The sequence below is a fragment of the Candidatus Clostridium helianthi genome (assembly GCF_045310795.1).
Taxonomy (GTDB): Bacteria; Bacillota; Clostridia; order Clostridiales; family Clostridiaceae; genus Clostridium; species Clostridium helianthi.
Window position 1 is genome coordinate 21,407 of the sequence record NZ_JBJIAB010000048.1, and the last position, 19,015, is coordinate 40,421.

The following is a 19,015-nucleotide window of genomic DNA, read 5'->3' on the forward strand; positions in this document are numbered from 1 at the left end:
TCTGGTCACTTTGTTACAGGTTTATAAGTGGTTCTATTTTAAAAAATTAGGTTTATGTTGCAACATAATAAACTTAAAGATAAAACGAAGATATGTCAAAAGATAAAGTACTAATTAACAACTCTTTCATTCTAATTATAGCTATATTATAAATATTATTAAATTTCCAAAGAGCGTTGCTATATAATAAATTCAATAGTATACTATTATAATTAAGTACCCCAAAGTATTATAACACTTAAAAAGTAACTAATAGTTTTTTAGCATTTTAATACATAGACGCTAAAGTGCAAATCACCAAATATTTACTCTTTATCTTAAAATATAAAAAGGAAAGTATGTGCAATTTATGAAAAAAGAATTACCCTCTTGTTCCGTCGAAACAACATTATTACTTATAGGTGGGAAGTGGAAAGTATTAATATTAAGAGACCTTATTAATGGAACTAAAAGATTTGGAGAGTTGAAGAAATCAATAAATTCTATAAGTCAAAAGGTGCTTACACAGCAGCTAAGAGAAATGGAAGAAGATGGGCTTGTAGAAAGGACTGTATATGCTGAAGTACCGCCGAGAGTCGAATATTCACTTACTGAAGATGGAATGAGCCTAAAGCCTGTACTAAATTCTATGTTGGCATGGGGAAAGCAATATAAAGAGAGGATAAATGCTAATCTATAATTCAATATACAATAAAAATAGTACCATAGCTTTCAAAAGCTTAGTACTATTTTAGCTAGTAATCCTATTTTTCCATGTTAAATGTGCCTTGTATATGACTTCCAAAGACCATTACTTGGTTACTATCTGGTAAGCTAACAACTTCAGGTACATTGTGTGTGTCAAAATCAACATAAACAAGATTTTCAGTATCGGAAGCATTACTAATTACATGTGCACCTTCTTTACCTGCTGGGAAAGTTATAATATCGCCCGCCTTAACTGATTTTATCCCGTCAGGTGTTCTAACTGAGCCAACCCCACTAATTATATAGAATACCTCTTCATTTTTTTCGTGATAATGGTAACCGAATGCTTGGTTTCCAGGTGTTACTTCAATAAATGATACTGTACATTGGCTAGCATCAGCCCCAGCGACTACCGGTTTAATGTAGAATTCATTATCATTTTGTTTTCTTTGAATTGCTTCAATGGCATTTAAATTTTTAATAGTAAGTTCTTTCATAGAGAAAGCCTCCTCGATGTAATTAATTGGATATTATCTATCTATGTTTTTATAATACGGTTATATAAACAATCTGTAAAGTAAGCACTTCAAAGTGGCATAGGCACCTAAAGGTAACTATTATATCTATAATCTGAAAAATACTTCCATACAAAATAAATGATTGTACCCGAAGTTTGTTCTGAATTTTTATATAACAGGCTAGTATATTAGCCTTTATTTTTATATATTTATCATATAGATAACATAATTGTAACTTTGACTTATGCGTATAACTCATCGAAATAAATAATATAATTGTATTCTATATAATTTCAACTATTTTCAGGATGATGCTCTTCTCCACAAAATGCCATTAATTCTAAGATAGGTATCAAAGTCTTCCCCTTTTAAAATCTTTATAAAAACAAAAAGATCATAAAAATTTATGACCTTTAATATTTTAGCTTGGGTATTTACTGGACAACGACTTATCTTAGTAAAGTGTACTTGCCTTTTTTACATTTATTTTATATTCACTCACTACATTGCTATAACTTTACTATGTTCTATTTACTTTTAAGATACTCAATATACTTATCTCCCCAATTCCTCTTTCTAATTCTCCATAACGCAATGTTTCATCATTCAAATGATGCATGATTAATTTTGACCATTTCTCCGAAAACACTTTTTGAACTGTAAAATATGGACATTTCCCAAAAAACTCATTAGTATCTTCCATCATATCTCTCCATAGTATCCTAATTGATACTTACACGCTATAAAAATCGTACTTGTTATTTATACTATACATGTTATCATTATTGCATAATGAATTTTAACATACAGATATAGGAGGAGTAATCATTATGAAAAAAGCATTGGAATTTTTAAAAGAGAGTGGTACTTTTTACTTAGCTACTACTGAGGGTGATCAACCAAGAGTAAGACCATTTGGCGCTGTTTTTGAATATGAAGAAAAATTATATATTGTTACTAACAACAAGAAAGATTGTTTTAAGCAAATGTTACAAAACCCAAAGGTTGAAATCTCTACTATGAACAAAAAAGGTCAATGGATTCGTGTTGCTGGAGAAGTTGCAAATGATGATAGACGCGAAGTAAAAGAATTTGCACTAGAAGCATATCCATCTTTAAAACGCATGTACAGTCTTGATGACGGGATTTTTGCTGTTTTATACTTCACTAAAGGAACAGCTTCTATTTATTCTTTCAACGGTGAAACTGAAACATTTTCACTATAATGTATAATTAGAAAATTCAACTATCAGATACATAAAAAAGGGAGTGTCGTAAAATGATTGAATTTTAATCATTTTGCGACACTCCCTTAATACTAAATTATATTAATAATGAGAAATTATATTTTATTTACGATATAATTGTCCGTGTCAATAGCAAGTGACAATACATTTTTCGATTCATATATCGCTTTCTTTCATCTAAGTGACTTAAATGACATACTATAACCATATATTGGGTTTTTTATTTACTACTATATGCACGGATAAACAACTATCATATTATAGTATTGATGTAGTATTAAACCAACTAGCAGCTGTTTTTTAGGCTTATCTCGTTGTGCATCCTGCTTGTTCTTTAGCTTCTAATTCTGATTTATTTTTCCCAAAGAAAAAAGATAAAATTAATGCAACAAATGCAAATCCACAAACTACCAATGTTGCAGTTGAAAATCCTGTTGCTATTGCAACTTCATTAGTTGCATGGTGCACTTCTAATGCATTAATTTGAGCTGCTGACATTATTCCAATAAAAAGTGATGATCCTATAGCAGCAGAAATTTGTTGGAATGTATTCATTATTGCTACTCCATGAGGATAATATTCTTTTGGCAATTGATTCAGCCCATGAGTTTGAGAAGGAGACATAAATAGTCCAACTCCTATGCTCATGCATATATAGATTATTATTAAATGCACTAAAGATGTATCGCAATTAGATAAAGATATTAGAAATACAAATATAGTTACTATTCCTGTTCCTAATGATATTAAAAACTTCACACCAAATTTATCGTAAATTTTCCCTCCTATAGGTGCTGCTAAGCCAGCACAAATTACAGCTGGTAATAATGCTAACCCTGCTACAGAACTTGTTTTTCCAAGTGATCCTTCCATATACATTGGTAACATTATACTCATAGTAAAAGTAACCATCATTGCTATCATTACTAAAATTGTTCCTATTACAAATTTGGGATATTTAAACGGAGATAAATTTAGCATTGGTTCTTTTAAAGTATTTTGTCGTTTTATAAATATTATCAAACAAATAATCCCAACTATAAAATTTATTAAGGTTATCTTAATATTCCCTTCACTTATACTGCTTATAGCATATATTATTGTACCTACTCCAATTGTCGATAAAATAATAGATAAATAATCCATCTTAGGCTTAGTTAATTCTCCTACATTTACTACGAATAGTGAACCTAGAATCATAATTATAGATACAATTGGTATTAACATTATAAATAACGCATGCCAACTAAAATATTGTAATACAATTCCTGATACTGTTGGACCAAATGCAGGGCCTAATAAAATTGCTGGTACACAAATTGCCATTGATATTCCTAGTTTTTCTTTTGGTGCTACTAATAATATGGTATTCATCATAATTGGTATTATCATTCCTGTACCTGCTGATTGTATCATTCTTGAAATTAATAACATGGCAAAAGAATTTGAAAGTGCCGCACATATTGTTCCAATAAGCAGTAATGCTATTGCACTCAAAAATAATTTTCTTGTTTTAAATGATTGAATAAGAAAAGCAGTGATAGGTACCATTACTGCTGCTACTGTCATATAAGCTGTAATAAGCCATTGAACAGTTCCAGCAGATACATTCATGTCTTTCATAATTGCAGATAATGCAACATTAAGTATAGTTTCATTAAAAGTTGCCACAAAGGCACTTGCTACTAATATAGCAATAATACTTATAAAATTTGTTCCTTGATTATTTTCAACCTTATTTTTTTTATTCATAGTTTCCCTCCATAAATTAGACCGAATAAATAATGGATTACATAAAAATTTAATAATATTAATTGTAGTAAAATTCAACTCAGTCTTATTGATTTAATATTAGCTTAATTTGTTCTCCAATTTGCCTTAGGTATTCCTCATTTTTCTTAGCCTAACTAATCAAAATAGGACCTTCTGTCATAGCAAAAATTACCGCAGCCATGGATTTTTCCTTATTTATCTCAATTCACGAATCAATTGTAATCACTCCTTTTACATTACTTATTTTTTCAAATGCAATACTTGCTTCGTAATTGTAGCAATGTTTCATTAGCTTTCGTAAGCAAAATTTGTTCTAAATATTAAAAAACTTTTTTTATTAATATATGTTCTCGATTACATTAAAGTTTTGGCTCAATTACACTTAATGAATTATTGGTGATACAACGATTTGTTTAAAAACTGTATTTAAATGGAACCATTACATATTCGTTTCAACTTCCCATTATAGACATAATTGAAGTTTCACTTATCTTTCAAATTCCTATCAATACTTAAATCATTTAGGTTAATGAAATTCTATAACTCTTACATTTATAATACCTGTCATAACGATTATTAATATTCTCATAACTCTACTCTATTCTAGAAGCAAATAATGATAGCCTCCCTAATTCAGCATAAGTTATATATCATTATAAGTCGAAGTTTCCTTATAAAAATTTTTTTCTTAATATTACTTTCTTATATAAGTTATATGTAACTTAACCATATATACTATATATAGAGGTAAATTTAACATAAAACACAACATGTGTAAAATAATTACTTTTATTCATAACTCTTATATTGAAGATGGAGGTTTATATGGATTTTGATTATGTTGAAACTTTAGTTACCAGATGTAAGAATAATGATGAAGACGCAAAAGAAAAATTAGCTTATGAATTTAGGCCTTTGATTTATAATATTTCTAAAAGGACTTTCATTGATAGGTATAATTTCCACGATATTATACAGGAATGTTACCATTCACTTTTCAAGTCTGTTTCCAAGTATAATTTAGAAAAGCATAGATTCGTTGCCTATGCTACTAATGCTATTAAAAATAATATGAATGATCTAATAAAACGAACTAGAACTAGAAGATCTACTGAAGGTAGTTATGCATTAAGCTTACATGATGATGTAGAAAATGATTTTCCAGAACTTGAAATCTCAACTGAAACTTCATTATGTGAGATGTGCGACTATGAGGATTTAAAATTAGCCCTTAAGAATTTAAATAAAGATGAAGTTGAACTTATAGATTTTGTATTCTATAAAAATTACACTGTAAAGGAATATGCTTATTTTAAAAATATGTGCTACTCTACTGCTATTCAAAAAAAGAAAAACATTTTAATGAAAATCCTTAATAATATTTCATTATATTATTAATCAAGATAACAGCTCTAAGGTTAATCCTTAGAGCTGTTAGAATTTTAATATTAATATAATCAATTTAATTAAAAATGTTGTTCCATTTATCCTATTTATTTAATAATTGTATATTATTTTGACATTTAACAATTTGAAAACTTTAGACACATATTTTTAATGCTAATATCAGCATTAAGTGCTTTCAATAAATCTAGTCCAATAAGTAAATCAATGTCAATCCCATAATCCATTTCACCAACACATAAAAGAACGTCATGTAAAGCATAGCCATTATTAATGCTTATATTTTTAAAAGGCTTCATTAAAACTGATTCATAACCACCAACTCCATGTACATTAATAAGCTCTTCATTACCATCAAAATGAATATAATCACTATTTATTAAGGTAGTAGCTGAACCAGTATCTATCAATACATTTTCAAAATGCAAGGGCTTTTTATCAATATCCAAGTCCAAGGAACAAAATAATAACTTATGCACACGGATATTCATAACATACTAAAAAGGTTAATAAAAAGTTCTTATTTGCAGCATAGCTGCTTTTTTATCTGTGCATACTTTAAATTTATCATCTCATTAATCCGATCCTTTCGATTTTAAATTCAAGATTTTCTTTACGCGTATCGCCAATATTTAATTTACGTGATTTATCCTGTTTATGAAGATTGCAATAATACTTATAAGCTGTGTTTAAATCTGAAAATACTTCTACTATTGCTAAATCTTCAACAATTAATTTATTATCTTCCTCATATTGTTTTAGGCCATCAAACACAACCCATTTATTAGGATAAGTCTTTCTTACTTCATTCCATAGCATATATTAAAGCCTCCTTTTATAATATCATTTTTTAACTTATTGTTTTGTCGCTCATATTCAAATTAACAGATTGTCTATACTGTAATTATGAACTATATTTAAATTTCTTAAAACATCTTAAATTCTCGTGTCTACAGATTCTTATTTATTATAATTTCTTAGTGTTAGAGATTAAAATTATGCCTTATTCAAAACTAAAATTATTTACAACCTCTGTAGTTTTCTCCACATAATCTTCAATAACTTGATCTATTCTATCGCAAATGCATTTTAGGCTGCAGCCCTGGCATTTATCTAATATCTCATCCTCAAGCAAAGAACATTTTAAATCATCATTAAAAGTAGAATTTCTAATTGCTAAAGCTATTTGCTTTTTATCAAAGCACTTTCCTTCTTCTGAGTTGAGTTTAATTTCATCTCTAATCATTTTTACAACACACCCCAATAATTTATTTACAGCCTTAAAATTTAGCAGCTGCTATTATGGATATATGTTTTATGCTGTAACATAACATTAAAATAATAATTGAATTTGTATGTCTAATCTCCTAACCCGCATTTTACAAGCAAATTCTTAAGTAGAACTTTCGCTATGAGCATTTTATATTTGGCTATAAGTGAAAAATTCTTAATTGCAGCATAGCTGCTTAATTTATAGGTGCAGAACTTTCTCTGTGAGTATCCAGAGAACACATGTGAGTCGTATTTCCTTTTATATTCTTAAGTTATAAAGAATAAATATTCTTATATTGTAAATGAAGGCAGCACTCAATAATTTATTTTATCTATATATACTTCAATTCACAATGTACAGTTCACGATGCAAATTTCACAATCACAGTTAAAATTCTTGCAATATTTTTAGAATTATCATGAAGAATTATTTATGCGATGTATATATTTTAGTTTTATGTACTATTTGTTTTCTAACGTAAAATAATACATTTTATATCATATATTCCTTATAGGAGGTGATGGATTTATGGAAGTAAATGAGTTAATTAACCTTATTGTTAATAATGGCTTTCCAGTAGCGGTATCTGCCTATTTGCTAATTCGTTTAGAGAAACAAATTGTTAGCTTATCAAGTTCAATTAATAAATTAAATACCATAATATCAGCTAAGCTTGAAGTAGCTATTGATACAGAGAGTTCTGTTAAAAATTAATTACCATTCCGATGATAGATTAATTGTACAACGCCAGAAGAAAACGTTCTGGCGTTAACCATTTTTAAATTCAATCTCTGTTTTATATCACTGAACAACGGTTTTCCTTCTCCTAAAATAACAGGGTGAATAGATAATCTAAATTCATCAACAAGCCCTAAATTTATAAAGGTTGTAATTAGACTTGCTCCTCCATATAGCCAAATGTCTTTACCAGGCTTATTCTTCAATTTATTTACTTCTTCAAGAATATTTTCATTTATAAATATTGCTTGATTATTAGTAGCTATTTGTGTTCTGGAAAACACGTATTTCTCTTTACTATGAATTAATTTCCAAACTTCTTTTTCATCATCTGAATCTTCATCTTGTGGAATATATTGTCCCCATAAATCGTAACTCTTTCTACCATATAAAACAGTGTCAATTTCATTTAAGAAATTAGTGAATCCCATATCAGCGTCCATAATGCACCAATCAACTTCTCCGTTTTTCCCTTCAATAAAGCCATCTAAAGTAGTTGCTAAATCTAAAATTATTCTTCTCTGTTTTACGTTATTTGACATAGCTCTTCCTCCTTCTTATATTCATCCTTGAAAACTTTAATTATGACACAACAATTTACTACCAAGAAATATTTTTAAAAACTGCCTAAATTCATTTATTGTTTTCTTCTAGTTTATCTAAAATAGTATCCAATTTTTCATTCATTTGCTTCTTCATTAGTTAAAACTTTTATTTTTCTTCGAGGTTCTTTAATTTTTAGAATATTCTTATTTGAAGGCTTATCTTTTCTTTATGCACTTATTTCTTTTTAATAATCATAGCTATACCTTAAAATTATTAACCATATTAACTAGCTTATTAGTGCTTACATTAACTTCCTTAATTAATTCAACAACATTTCCTGAACTTTCAGATATAGTATTCATATTTTCTGCAATATTATTGGTTCCATCAGCTAATTCAGTATTTGAATCATTTATTTGTTTTACTGCATCCGCAACTCTAAGCATAGAATCCATAATACTGTTAGATTTATTGCTAAATTCTGTTGTCATATCATAAACCATAGCTGCATCCTTACTGTACTGCTCTCCTGTTTTAACAATCATCTCATAATCATTTATCACATCAACATTAATAAATTTTATCATATCTTGAGAAGTAGAAACTAAGTTGTCTACTATTCCCATAACAATATTACTAATATTACTTATTTCTGATACAGTTTTTTTAGAATCTTCTGCAAGATTTCTAATTTCTTCTGCTACTACTGAAAAACCTTTGCCTGCTTCACCTGCTCTTTGAGCCTCTATTGATGCATTTAATGCTAATAAATTTGTTTGAGAGGCAATTTCTAAAATAGCTTCTAATAATTTACTTTGAGTTTGTAAATTAATCTTTTTAGCATTTTCCATAGAATTAACAGCTTTATTTTTAAGTTCATTAGCTCTCTCATTTATAAGCTTCGAATTCTCAGCTTCACTTTTTGCCTTTTGTGCAATTCCCATCATATCTGAGTTAATTAAATATGTAGTATTCCCCATTTCTTCTGTTGACGCTGCTGTCTCCTCCATACCACTTGATAATTCTTCTGTTGTAGTATAAACATTTTCGATTAATCCAGATAACTTACCTATATTTTCATTAGTTTTTTCAACTTTATTTTCAACATTTCTTGATTCATTAATAACGACATTGATAATCTGCCTAAAAGACTCCTGCATTAAATTAAAACTTTTTGCCATTTCACCAATCTCATCATTGCTATGAAAATCAATTCTTTGAGTTAAATCTCCGCCATTATTAGACATTTCATTGAGTTTTGAAAGCATAGTAGTTATTGGTGTAACAATATTTTTAGATATATATCTCCAAGTTATAACAAATATTATTACTAAGGCTAGAACAGATATTCCCATTAAAATTATTGTATTTCTTATATCATTTTCTATACTACTTATAGATATTTCGATGTTTTTTGCTGCTGCTTCGTTAAATTTATCAACTTCCTCATTAATCTTTTCTGAAGTAGAATCAAATTCTTCCATAGATAAATTTCCTTTTTCAGGCCCACCGTCTATGTAAGCTTGCGCCATTTTCTTTCCTGTTTCATAATAAGGTTCAAAACTTTTTTGTATATTATCTAATTCACTTGCACTTTCTGGATTTTTTTCTTTAAGATCACTCAAAACACTTTCTAGATCCTTAGCAAATTTTTCTGCTTCATCAAAACCATCATCAAAACCTTTTGCGCCTCTTGTCGCGCTAATATCTGTAAGGAATTGCTGGACTTGTACAACATCTAATTTTAGTTCATCGGCTTTAGTGCTTGTATAAAAATATTTATTATTCATTTCCCGTACCTTTTTTAAATTATTACTTGTAGAGTTAAATTGTATTGCCATAAACACTATAAAAAACAAACTTATTGATATTAATGGCAGCAATACTTTTAGCTTTATCCCTTTTATCATTAAAATCATTCCCCTTATAACTTATTTAAACAAAAAATTAGCGACAATTATACGCTTATTTATAGTTTATAACTTTCGCTAAAATATTTCATCTATTATCTTGATTTTTTATAAATTTACCTAATTATATCATAAACTTATTTTTACTAATCCAAACTTTTTCCATTACTATCATTAATTTTTACAAAATACCAAGATAGTCAAAAAATTATATTAGCATTTTCTTCTTAATTCTTTGCAAAGCAATGCAATCTTTTTGCAAATCACATCACATCATTTTCTCTTTACCGAAAATTATTTATTAATTATTTCTATTAATATATTCTTATCCATTGCTTTTAAAAACATCTTTGTATAAATTTCAAGACTCTTTCCTATTTCTCCAACTGGATCATGTAGACTTCCTATAATAATATCAAGCTTTTCTTGCTTTTCAATTGACAAATCTATATTACCGCTTTCATCAAGAATATTTGCTTCACACCCATAGAGCATTGTAACACCATATAACTCCCTTGGCATAGTATCAAAAGTATTAAAATACCATTCAGGAGTTCGATTCTCCTATGGGTCATCAATTTAGAAAGCACCAGCATTTAGGTATTTAAATTGTTAGTGTTTTTTCTATTTTTCCGACCTAGTTTTTAAAATAAACTATTATAATTTCATAGATTAATTATACATAGTGTTTTTTTAAATCTTGGTATATAGAAAATTTCCTACGAAGTTCAATAAGATTTTTGCCAAAACTTTCTTCTAATAATTCTCTATGCTTCTCCATGATTTCCATAATATACAGATCATGAATCATGACTTCTGTTATAGGCATAACCAATCCTTGATGCATTGTCCACGCTGCCCTGCTATCTTTACCAAGTGATACAATACCAGCTACAACTTCTGAATTATCGGCACTAGCTACAATCCAACGCCCTCCGTATTCATCGGTAATTTCTGTACTCATATCATGTAAGTAAACATTTGCAAAATCAGTTACTATTTCTCCATAAGCAATAATGGTTACCATAACTCCTTTATCAGCTGCCTTTTTCAATTCAGATTCTAATTCCTTGAATTCCTCTTTCCAAAGTTCAAGCAAAATTCTATGTTTTGCTGAGAGGATGCATTCTTTTACTTTATCAAGTATTTCGTCATGACCAGTTATATTCCAGATATTCTCACGATTCTTCGAAGATTGATTATATTGTTCTAACGATGTTTCTGCAAGTTTAAAATTTTCTTCAGCTTTTATCCGACGATTTTTAATAAGTTCTTTTGCAGGAATTGGAACATACTGTTGTGTATTTCCATGGCTAATTAAAATATCTCCACGCATAGCAAGACTATCTAAAACCTCATATATTTTTGAACGTGGCACACCTGAATTTTTTGCTACTGCATAGCCTGTTAATGGTGATTCTTCTAATAATGTTAGGTATGCTTTTGCTTCATATTCTGTAAAATTTAAATTTTTTAATACTTCTAAAATGTTATCTTCCATAAATCCTCCAATAATATTAGTCGCTACTTTAGTAACTAATATTATAACTAAATCTATTGACACAATCAACTAAAACTGATATTGTAATCACAAGTAGTTACAATAGTAGTCACTAAATTAAAAGGGGGATATATATTTCTATGTTAAAGGCCAAATCATTGCTAGATAATCAAAAAACAAATATACAAAATGGAACTTTATCTTACTATTACTTGGCTAGTACTGGGGCTGTTGTATTATGGAGTGCATCTTTTATTGCAACAAAATTAGCTTATGAAACCTTTGCTCCTATTCAACTCGCTGCAGTTAGAACTCTTTTTGCTGTGATTCTCTTTTGGTTCATGAGGAAAATCACAGCAAATAATGAACAAATACAAAAGGAAGATCGTATGCGTATTGCATTAAGTGGATTTTTGGGGATTACACTTTATTTTGCAATAGAAAACATTGGGGTTAGTATGACATCTTCTTCAAATTCAGCTTTGATAGTAGCTTCTTTTCCTGCTGTTACAACACTACTAGAATTTTTTATTTATCATTCAAAACCAAATATAAAAAAGGTACTTGGAATTATACTCGCTATCATCGGTGTTGCAGTTCTAACTCAAATTAATGTAGATGGGAATTCTAAATCTATGTTAGGAAATATAATTCTAATAGGAGCGGGAATTGTATGGGCATTCTACAACTTTATTACGAGAGATTTAACAAATAAATATTCTGCAATGACATTAACATATTATCAAATGCTAGCAGGCTTCATCTTCTTTTTGCCATTTGTCATTATCGAGGGTAAAACATGGAGAATGCCTACCATGACTTCAGCAAGCGCATTGATTTATCTAAGTGTAGGCTGCTCTATTGTTGCATTTCTATTATATAATTTAGGACTCAGAAAACTCTCTGCTAGTATTTCAGTGTCTCTTATGAATCTAGTTCCTGTCTTAGGTTTGATATTTTCAATATTAATCTTACATGAAAGTGTATCTACCGTACAAATATTAGCAGGAGTTATTGTCATCATAGGTGTTATATTAAGTTCTATTCAGAAAGGATAAAATTAAAATGTATAATGATGTTAATATTTATTTAGTATATCTATTTGAATTATTTAACAAACAAAGTCTATAAAATATACCTAGATCTAGCCATAGGCTATAAATGCACCAAAAACAGATTTGGTGCATTTACTATTATTTAAAGCTCTTGTTCGTAGCTTTCTATCATTCTTTTCACCATTTCTCCACCAATTCTACCATTGTCTCTTGAAGAAAGGTTCCCTTTATCAATGTTTTCATAATCACTTAATCCAATTTCTGAAGCTGCTTCAGTTTTTAATCTTTGTAATCCTTGTTTTGCTTCTGGTACTAAAGTTGTATTTCTTCCACTACTACTTGATGCCATATTACTATTCCTCCTTTTGACTATATTTCTTTACAGAAATATATTAACCATAATTTCAAGCTATAGCCTTCAAAAATAATAACAAAAATAGAATTTATTTATTACTCTACCTAGTGCAAGGTTGATTATTGTTGAAAAATTATAAACTGAAACATTCACTTTTCATATTCATTCTTTCAATACCTATAACCTGTTTTAGTTCTTTTTTTAAATAAGAAAACAAATAATTTTCATCTATTTATGTAATGACTAAAATTTATACATATATCCTTTATGAAAACAAAATAAAGGAGGTTAAAACTATGGCTGTAACTAAAACTATTGACTCTGTTTCTCTCAGTATTGAAGTTCAAAAAGCTCTAGATAAAGCAGGCGATCCAATTTATACAAAAAAGACTTTTTCAGGTATAAAAACAGATGCTACACCTGAAAATGTTTATGCAGTTGCAGATGCAATCAAAGGTGTTATGGAAGCTAATACTAGAGATTACTTTATTAATGAATCTTCTAGCTTAGCAAATGCTTAGGATCTTATTCTAAAAAAATATTGTAGAAAACTCGATTCACATTCATTCGTTGAGTGCTCACATAGTAAGCGGCCACCATCAAATCATAGATTCGAGTTCTCTACTTAAGATTGGAGGTAAATTAAATGGAATATTCTTTATCTATGACTTTTTTAACTGTAGCCGGTGAAAAAAGTACTTTAAGTGTTTCTGGTGTTAAACCTACTCTTACAAAAGATGAGATCAACGCACTTATGGATACTGTAATTGCTAAGAATGTTTTCAAGACTAATTCTGGTGATTTAGTTAAGAAATCTGGTGCTCAAGTTACTCAAAGACAAGTTACTAAATTTGATGTAGCTTAGTCTTTTAATAAAAATGGAGGTTTTTCCGATTGCTAGAGTCTGTCAAGACTTTTGTATAAACTTCAAAAAGTAATATGTTTATTTTATAAGGTTGGAGGTAGAATGAAACTTCCAACCTTAATTTTATATTTATTCAATATTATTACATTATATATGTATAGATTGAGTAATTTAAATTCCTGTATTTTTAAAACAAAACTTCGTCTAAACGACCTTCGAAGAAGATTGATAATTGAGATAATTCTAATTCTATTAATTCTTTTTTATCTAAAAAGTATTGATACATTTCATCTTCATCAGCTAAAATGCTGTCAATATTTTATACTTCCCTTTATTAAAATTAGGATTTAATTTGCACTTTTAGGTTGAAATATTTTACCGTGTAACTTTCCTAATCTTTCTGTTATTTTCTTCTCAGCTAGTTCATATAAATTGTCAATCTTACATCTTAATTTCAAGTTATAAATATAATTTACTGCAAAAACAATTATATACGCACCTACTACATCCATAGGATAATGGTTTCCAACATAAACTCTTGAAAAACCAACAATTAATGATAATATAGTTAAAATTGTACTAAGTATCTTATTATATTTTGCAAGTCCCAAAGCTATACTCATTGTTCCTGTAGCATGATCACTAGGAAATGATGCATCTGTAACATGTGGTACTAATAAATTTACTTTATTGTGTACAAAAGGTCTGTCCACATAGTATATATTCCCAATTATAAAACTTAAAGTTAAATTAATTACTGTAATAACAAAAGCACTAAAAACAGCTTTTCTGCTATTAGAATTCTTTTTCATGATTCCTATGATAAATACTATTGCAGCAACTGCCATAAATATGTAAGGGACATCTTTTGAAAAGAAAATCATTATCTTATCTAAAATTGTATTTTTATTTGCCAAATTGTTTATCATTGTAAAAAGTTCCATATTCATTTTTATCTGTCCTTCCTGTAATATATTTTAACAAAGCAATTGATTCTTTATTGCATACTAAGCGTAAATCATTACCAACTAATACATCTGCTTGGTAATGTGCATATAAGTATAATCTTGAAAATGCCCTTAACTATATTGCTTTGTCATTATGAACCCAGGAGATTAAAATTAGATTAAAAAATTCTTAGAATCCTCTTAAAAATAATAAGATGAAAGAATAAACTTCTTCCATCTTATTATTTATTTACTATATAGATTAATTTTATCGATATAATGTAACAATTACCCTTGTACCAGTCCCCTCTTCACTTTCTACATTTATAGTTCCTTTATGCATATCCACAATCCGTTTAGCTATGGACAATCCTATCCCTGAGCCAGCACTTTCTTTAGACCTTGATTTATCTACAATATAAAATCTCTCAAAAATATTGTTAATTTCATCTTTAGGTATTCCTATACCAGTATCGCTAACAGTTATTTTTACAAACTCTTTATGTACTTCTGAATCAATCTTTATTTTCCCACCTTTTGGAGTAAATTTAATACTATTACTAACAAATATTCTGATCATCTGCTTTATCATTCCATAATCTGCAGTAATTTCTCCAATATCATTCCTATCACTTAATATCTCATGATCTTTTTCTATTACATTACTTTCATCAATTACTTCTTTAATTAATTTATTAATCGAAATCTCCTTTTTCTCCATTACTTGTGTTCCACTATCACCCTTTGCTAAAAACAGTAGGCTTTCAACCAAACTTGCCATGCTATTAGCTTCTAACTTAATTGCGTATATTGATTTTTCTAATGCTTCCTTATCATTTTTTCCCCATCTATCTAATAAATTAGCATATCCTTGTATGACCGCAATTGGGGTTCTAAGTTCATGAGAAGCGTCTGACACAAATTGTATTTGTCTATTAAAAGAATCTTGAAGCCTATCTATCATTTTATTTAAGGTAGATGCAAGTCTTTTTAGTTCATCGTCTGGACCTGTTATATTTATTCTTTCTTTTAAATTATTAATACTTATATTTTCAGCTGTTTTAGTTATGTAATTAATTGGTTTAAGCATTTTTTTACTTACTATGTATCCAACTATAATAGAGGCAATAACACCTATAGAATCTGCAATTGCCATAAGTCCAAATACCATTTTCATAAAATAATGTTCACTTTTCATGTCTTTTACTATTTGAAAATATATAATTCCATATTCTTGGCTGTTATATTCAACAGTTTTATATCTTAAATGCCTACCTTTATCTTCTAGACGTTTTACTTTATCTCCTAAATATTTTATGTTATTATTGAGTTCATCAACATCAAATGGGAAATCTTCTGAAGCATTTATTAATATCCCATCTTCTTTTAATATCCTTACATATATACTATCTGTAGAAGAAATATTAGCTAAAACTTCTTTGTTCAATAAATCTAACTGCTGATTTGAGGAGTCAAGCATATTTGATATTATGCCCTTAGTATCTTCTATATCATTATCTGCTTCACGATATAAATAATGTTCCATTCCAAATAAAACTGCTGCATTTATCGAAATCAAAATTAATGAAAACATAAAAGCGTAAATTATAGTTAGCTTTATTGAAATCCTTGCATTACTAAGAATTCCAAAATTCACATATTTACTCTCCTTTAATAACATATCCTACCCCTCTTACAGTACTTATGATTTTCTCCTCAAAATTATCATCAATTTTACTTCTTAGGTATCTTATAAAAACATCTACTACATTAGTATCTCCTGAATATTCATATCCCCATACTTCCTCAATTAATTGATCTCTTGTAAGCACAATATTTTTATTTATTAATAACATTCTTAAAAGATCATATTCTTTTTTAGTAAGTTCAATTTCTATTCCCTCTCTCCATACTTGATGTATTCTATCATCCATAGTTATATTATTTACCTTTATCACACCAGTTTCATTTCTTGACACTTTTTCTCTCATATATACTCTTATCCTTGCTAATAATTCCTCTATTGCAAATGGCTTAGTTAAATAGTCATTAGCTCCAGCATCAAGACCTATAACTTTATCTGATACATCTCCCTTGGCTGTCAGCATTATTATGGGCACATTAGAGAATTTCCTAATTCTCTTGCAGACCTCAATTCCATTTAAATTAGGTATCATAATATCAAGTAATATTAAACTATACTCTATACTTTCTACTTTTTTAACAGCTTCTCTTCCATCGTACTCTACATCAACCTTAAATCCTTCATGAATAAGTTCCATTTCAATAAACATAGCCATTTGCTTTTCATCTTCCACTAAAAGAATTCTAAAATCATTCAATTTTATAGCCTCCTTACATAATCTAGTTGCAGCATCGCATAGAAAAATATTTATATATAATAACAAAACTTACACTTTTTAATATTTTGATATCCTAATTTACTGCTTTGCTTCTACCTTGTTAAAGAATTTACACTACATAGTTTTTATTAATTCACTATCTTTAATAAAAATATTATATACATCTATACTTATTACTTCTATAAGTATTAAATAATTTACTATCTAAAAATACTTAAATATTTTCTCCAACTGAATTGTTTTATAATAATTTCATCTAAATATAAAAAGAGTTGCTATAAAAACAACTCTCTTGATGAATATGAGTAAAATTTAAAAAAGATTTCATATGAATTTCTGACGACGACCTTCAGAAATTTCAAAATTCCGGAAAAAATATTTAATGATGAAAGAATACTTTTCCTTATTGCTAGAATAGTAAATCTCTTTACAATAATATTATTACATCAAAACATTAAAATTAGATTAAAATATAATTAGAATAACATTAGAATATTAATTAATCCACACCACATTAGATCCTAATTTATATCCATTTAATTTCGAAAACATTAAGCTACCCCCAATTCTTATAATTATTTCATATTAATCTCGCTCATTACTTTAAAGAATTGCTTTTTCTATAATTCTTGCATAGGGGTAAAAATATACTTTTTTATGCAGGTATGAATATATAACCATTATTAACATTAACACCCTTTCGTGCAAATATCCCTTTACTAGTTGGATAATATTCATTTACCTCATAATCAGAAAAATCATTGAAACTTACCTTTGGAGTTGCTAAATCTACTGTCATCTTTGAAAGATGTCTATTATTAGTTACATTTATAAAATATATGGCTCCATTAAAAATCTTCATATCCTCTCCATTCATTACCCCTAATCTTTTTGTTGATAGGTCTTTTAAATTAATTGAATAAAGATTATTATTATCTGAAGAATTAAAAGCCAATATTTGTCCTGAATAAGGTACAAAGCTATTTACTGAAAAATTAGAAAGTTTTTGTTTTTGTGTACCATCTACTTTCATTGAGTATAAAGTAGATTTATCACTTTTATTTTCATAAAGTATAGTATCTTCATCCACCAAATAATTTCCAACGTTATCAGAAGATATAATTGTGTCCGTATTGTTACTTGTATCAAAAGCATGAAGTTTATTTCCATTATCAGGATCAATAAAATATACAACATTATTTACACCTATCATATTTGAAACTTTTCCTGAGACTAAATTAGGTGTATATGACCTATTTGATAAATCTACTTTTGATAATTTACTGTTATTATCGGCATCAGAAAAATATGCTACATTATTCATGACCACTAAAGAATTAATAGGATAATTATAAAAATCACTTACATTCGAAGTATTTATAATATTTTTAGGATATGGTTCTTTAACCACAGAAAGATTATTATTGTCATCCCAGTTAGGAAAAACTAATGTCTTGTCATTTATTTGAAATAAAGATGTATAAATAGCTGAATCCTTTAAAGAAAAAGGTGCATACCCTTTCTTAAAAGCCTCATTATCTAAACTAGAATCAGTGTTGCCTCCCACAGTAGAACTATTATTTACAGTAATCTGCTTTGTAGTATTTCCACTTTGACTTTGGTTACTTTGACTTGAAGATTGTTGAGCTGAGCAACCAAAAAAACTTGTACATAACGTTAAAGATAACAATAATATAATTTTTTTCAATATAACCACCATTCTTCCTTTGATTTTAGTATTTCTTAATCAATTTATATATATATGTTGCAAATTGGTTTCTACATTCGGACGCATAGCCTGTCTATTGTCTGAGTAGGAACCATATTTATAGA

Annotated in this window: 22 protein-coding genes; 7 read left to right on the forward strand and 15 right to left on the reverse strand. The window is 28.3% G+C overall.

The window, feature by feature from the left end:
• Window positions 1-349 precede the first annotated feature (349 nt).
• Window positions 350-679: a winged helix-turn-helix transcriptional regulator gene (locus tag ACJDTP_RS24090; RefSeq protein WP_077306565.1), complete on the forward strand. Its 330-nt coding sequence runs from the start codon at window positions 350-352 to the stop codon at window positions 677-679.
• Between the two features lie 64 nt (window positions 680-743).
• Here the strand turns inward: ACJDTP_RS24090 and ACJDTP_RS24095 are convergent, their stop codons facing one another.
• Window positions 744-1,184 (reverse strand): cupin domain-containing protein, encoded by a 441-nt coding sequence (locus ACJDTP_RS24095; protein ID WP_406762680.1) that lies wholly within the window; start codon window positions 1,182-1,184, stop codon window positions 744-746.
• Between the two features lie 541 nt (window positions 1,185-1,725).
• Complete coding sequence (locus tag ACJDTP_RS24100) at window positions 1,726-1,908, reverse strand: winged helix-turn-helix transcriptional regulator (RefSeq protein WP_406762681.1); 183 nt, start codon at window positions 1,906-1,908, stop codon at window positions 1,726-1,728.
• Between the two features lie 127 nt (window positions 1,909-2,035).
• Between ACJDTP_RS24100 and ACJDTP_RS24105 the strand changes: the two genes are divergently transcribed.
• Window positions 2,036-2,431 carry a pyridoxamine 5'-phosphate oxidase family protein gene (locus ACJDTP_RS24105; RefSeq protein ID WP_041897291.1) on the forward strand — a complete coding sequence of 132 codons (396 nt, stop codon included), beginning with the start codon at window positions 2,036-2,038 and terminating at the stop codon, window positions 2,429-2,431.
• Between the two features lie 327 nt (window positions 2,432-2,758).
• Here ACJDTP_RS24105 and ACJDTP_RS24110 read toward each other — a convergent pair whose 3' ends face one another.
• Window positions 2,759-4,204 carry an MDR family MFS transporter gene (locus ACJDTP_RS24110; RefSeq protein WP_406762682.1) on the reverse strand — a complete coding sequence of 482 codons (1,446 nt, stop codon included), beginning with the start codon at window positions 4,202-4,204 and terminating at the stop codon, window positions 2,759-2,761.
• Window positions 4,205-5,050: 846 nt separating this feature from the next.
• On the opposite strand from ACJDTP_RS24110, the gene ACJDTP_RS24115 reads away from it, so the two are divergent.
• Window positions 5,051-5,623 carry a sigma-70 family RNA polymerase sigma factor gene (locus ACJDTP_RS24115; RefSeq protein ID WP_406762683.1) on the forward strand — a complete coding sequence of 191 codons (573 nt, stop codon included), beginning with the start codon at window positions 5,051-5,053 and terminating at the stop codon, window positions 5,621-5,623.
• A 125-nt stretch (window positions 5,624-5,748) separates the two neighbouring features.
• Here ACJDTP_RS24115 and ACJDTP_RS24120 read toward each other — a convergent pair whose 3' ends face one another.
• The 3 genes from ACJDTP_RS24120 to ACJDTP_RS24130 all read right to left on the reverse strand — a co-directional run bounded on the left by ACJDTP_RS24120 (window position 5,749) and on the right by ACJDTP_RS24130 (window position 6,875).
• Window positions 5,749-6,057, reverse strand: coding sequence for a pepsin/retropepsin-like aspartic protease family protein (locus tag ACJDTP_RS24120; RefSeq protein ID WP_406762684.1), 309 nt, complete (start codon window positions 6,055-6,057; stop codon window positions 5,749-5,751).
• A 139-nt stretch (window positions 6,058-6,196) separates the two neighbouring features.
• Entirely contained in the window at window positions 6,197-6,448 is a 252-nt protein-coding gene (locus ACJDTP_RS24125; RefSeq protein WP_009168836.1) for a hypothetical protein, read from the reverse strand.
• Between the two features lie 184 nt (window positions 6,449-6,632).
• Window positions 6,633-6,875, reverse strand: a complete 243-nt coding sequence (locus ACJDTP_RS24130) for a hypothetical protein (protein ID WP_406762685.1) — start codon at window positions 6,873-6,875, stop codon at window positions 6,633-6,635.
• A gap of 555 nt (window positions 6,876-7,430) precedes the next feature.
• Between ACJDTP_RS24130 and ACJDTP_RS24135 the strand changes: the two genes are divergently transcribed.
• Complete coding sequence (locus ACJDTP_RS24135; protein ID WP_406762686.1) at window positions 7,431-7,616, forward strand: YvrJ family protein; 186 nt, start codon at window positions 7,431-7,433, stop codon at window positions 7,614-7,616.
• On the opposite strand, the gene ACJDTP_RS24140 is transcribed toward ACJDTP_RS24135, so the two are convergent.
• From ACJDTP_RS24140 to ACJDTP_RS24155, 4 genes are all read right to left on the reverse strand, one after another.
• Window positions 7,613-8,182 (reverse strand): dihydrofolate reductase family protein, encoded by a 570-nt coding sequence (locus ACJDTP_RS24140; RefSeq protein WP_406762687.1) that lies wholly within the window; start codon window positions 8,180-8,182, stop codon window positions 7,613-7,615. The genes ACJDTP_RS24135 and ACJDTP_RS24140 overlap by 4 nt on opposite strands.
• Before the next feature lie 261 nt (window positions 8,183-8,443).
• Window positions 8,444-10,096 carry a methyl-accepting chemotaxis protein gene (locus tag ACJDTP_RS24145; RefSeq protein ID WP_406762688.1) on the reverse strand — a complete coding sequence of 551 codons (1,653 nt, stop codon included), beginning with the start codon at window positions 10,094-10,096 and terminating at the stop codon, window positions 8,444-8,446.
• A gap of 294 nt (window positions 10,097-10,390) precedes the next feature.
• Entirely contained in the window at window positions 10,391-10,591 is a 201-nt protein-coding gene (locus tag ACJDTP_RS24150) for a PHP domain-containing protein (RefSeq protein WP_406762689.1), read from the reverse strand.
• Window positions 10,592-10,772: 181 nt separating this feature from the next.
• Window positions 10,773-11,597 carry a TrmB family transcriptional regulator gene (locus ACJDTP_RS24155; protein ID WP_406762690.1) on the reverse strand — a complete coding sequence of 275 codons (825 nt, stop codon included), beginning with the start codon at window positions 11,595-11,597 and terminating at the stop codon, window positions 10,773-10,775.
• A 140-nt stretch (window positions 11,598-11,737) separates the two neighbouring features.
• On the opposite strand from ACJDTP_RS24155, the gene ACJDTP_RS24160 reads away from it, so the two are divergent.
• The gene (locus tag ACJDTP_RS24160; protein ID WP_406762691.1) at window positions 11,738-12,655 is read left to right on the forward strand and encodes a DMT family transporter; all 918 of its coding nucleotides are present in this window, start codon (window positions 11,738-11,740) and stop codon (window positions 12,653-12,655) included.
• 139 nt (window positions 12,656-12,794) lie between these two features.
• Here the strand turns inward: ACJDTP_RS24160 and ACJDTP_RS24165 are convergent, their stop codons facing one another.
• On the reverse strand, window positions 12,795-13,001 hold the full coding sequence (locus ACJDTP_RS24165; RefSeq protein ID WP_012058449.1) for an alpha/beta-type small acid-soluble spore protein: 207 nt from the start codon (window positions 12,999-13,001) through the stop codon (window positions 12,795-12,797).
• Between the two features lie 302 nt (window positions 13,002-13,303).
• Between ACJDTP_RS24165 and ACJDTP_RS24170 the strand changes: the two genes are divergently transcribed.
• Complete coding sequence (locus ACJDTP_RS24170) at window positions 13,304-13,528, forward strand: DUF1659 domain-containing protein (protein WP_012058448.1); 225 nt, start codon at window positions 13,304-13,306, stop codon at window positions 13,526-13,528.
• A 125-nt stretch (window positions 13,529-13,653) separates the two neighbouring features.
• Window positions 13,654-13,872, forward strand: a complete 219-nt coding sequence (locus ACJDTP_RS24175) for a DUF2922 domain-containing protein (protein ID WP_077840650.1) — start codon at window positions 13,654-13,656, stop codon at window positions 13,870-13,872.
• Window positions 13,873-14,219: 347 nt separating this feature from the next.
• Here ACJDTP_RS24175 and ACJDTP_RS24180 read toward each other — a convergent pair whose 3' ends face one another.
• The 4 genes from ACJDTP_RS24180 to ACJDTP_RS24195 form a co-directional block, all read right to left on the reverse strand.
• A complete protein-coding gene (locus ACJDTP_RS24180; protein WP_406762692.1) occupies window positions 14,220-14,822 on the reverse strand; it encodes an undecaprenyl-diphosphatase in 603 nt (200 codons plus the stop codon).
• A 265-nt stretch (window positions 14,823-15,087) separates the two neighbouring features.
• Window positions 15,088-16,476, reverse strand: a complete 1,389-nt coding sequence (locus ACJDTP_RS24185) for a sensor histidine kinase (RefSeq protein ID WP_406762693.1) — start codon at window positions 16,474-16,476, stop codon at window positions 15,088-15,090.
• A gap of 4 nt (window positions 16,477-16,480) precedes the next feature.
• A complete protein-coding gene (locus ACJDTP_RS24190) occupies window positions 16,481-17,161 on the reverse strand; it encodes a response regulator transcription factor (protein WP_406762694.1) in 681 nt (226 codons plus the stop codon).
• Between the two features lie 676 nt (window positions 17,162-17,837).
• A complete protein-coding gene (locus ACJDTP_RS24195) occupies window positions 17,838-18,890 on the reverse strand; it encodes a DUF5050 domain-containing protein (protein ID WP_406762695.1) in 1,053 nt (350 codons plus the stop codon).
• Window positions 18,891-19,015 lie beyond the last annotated feature (125 nt).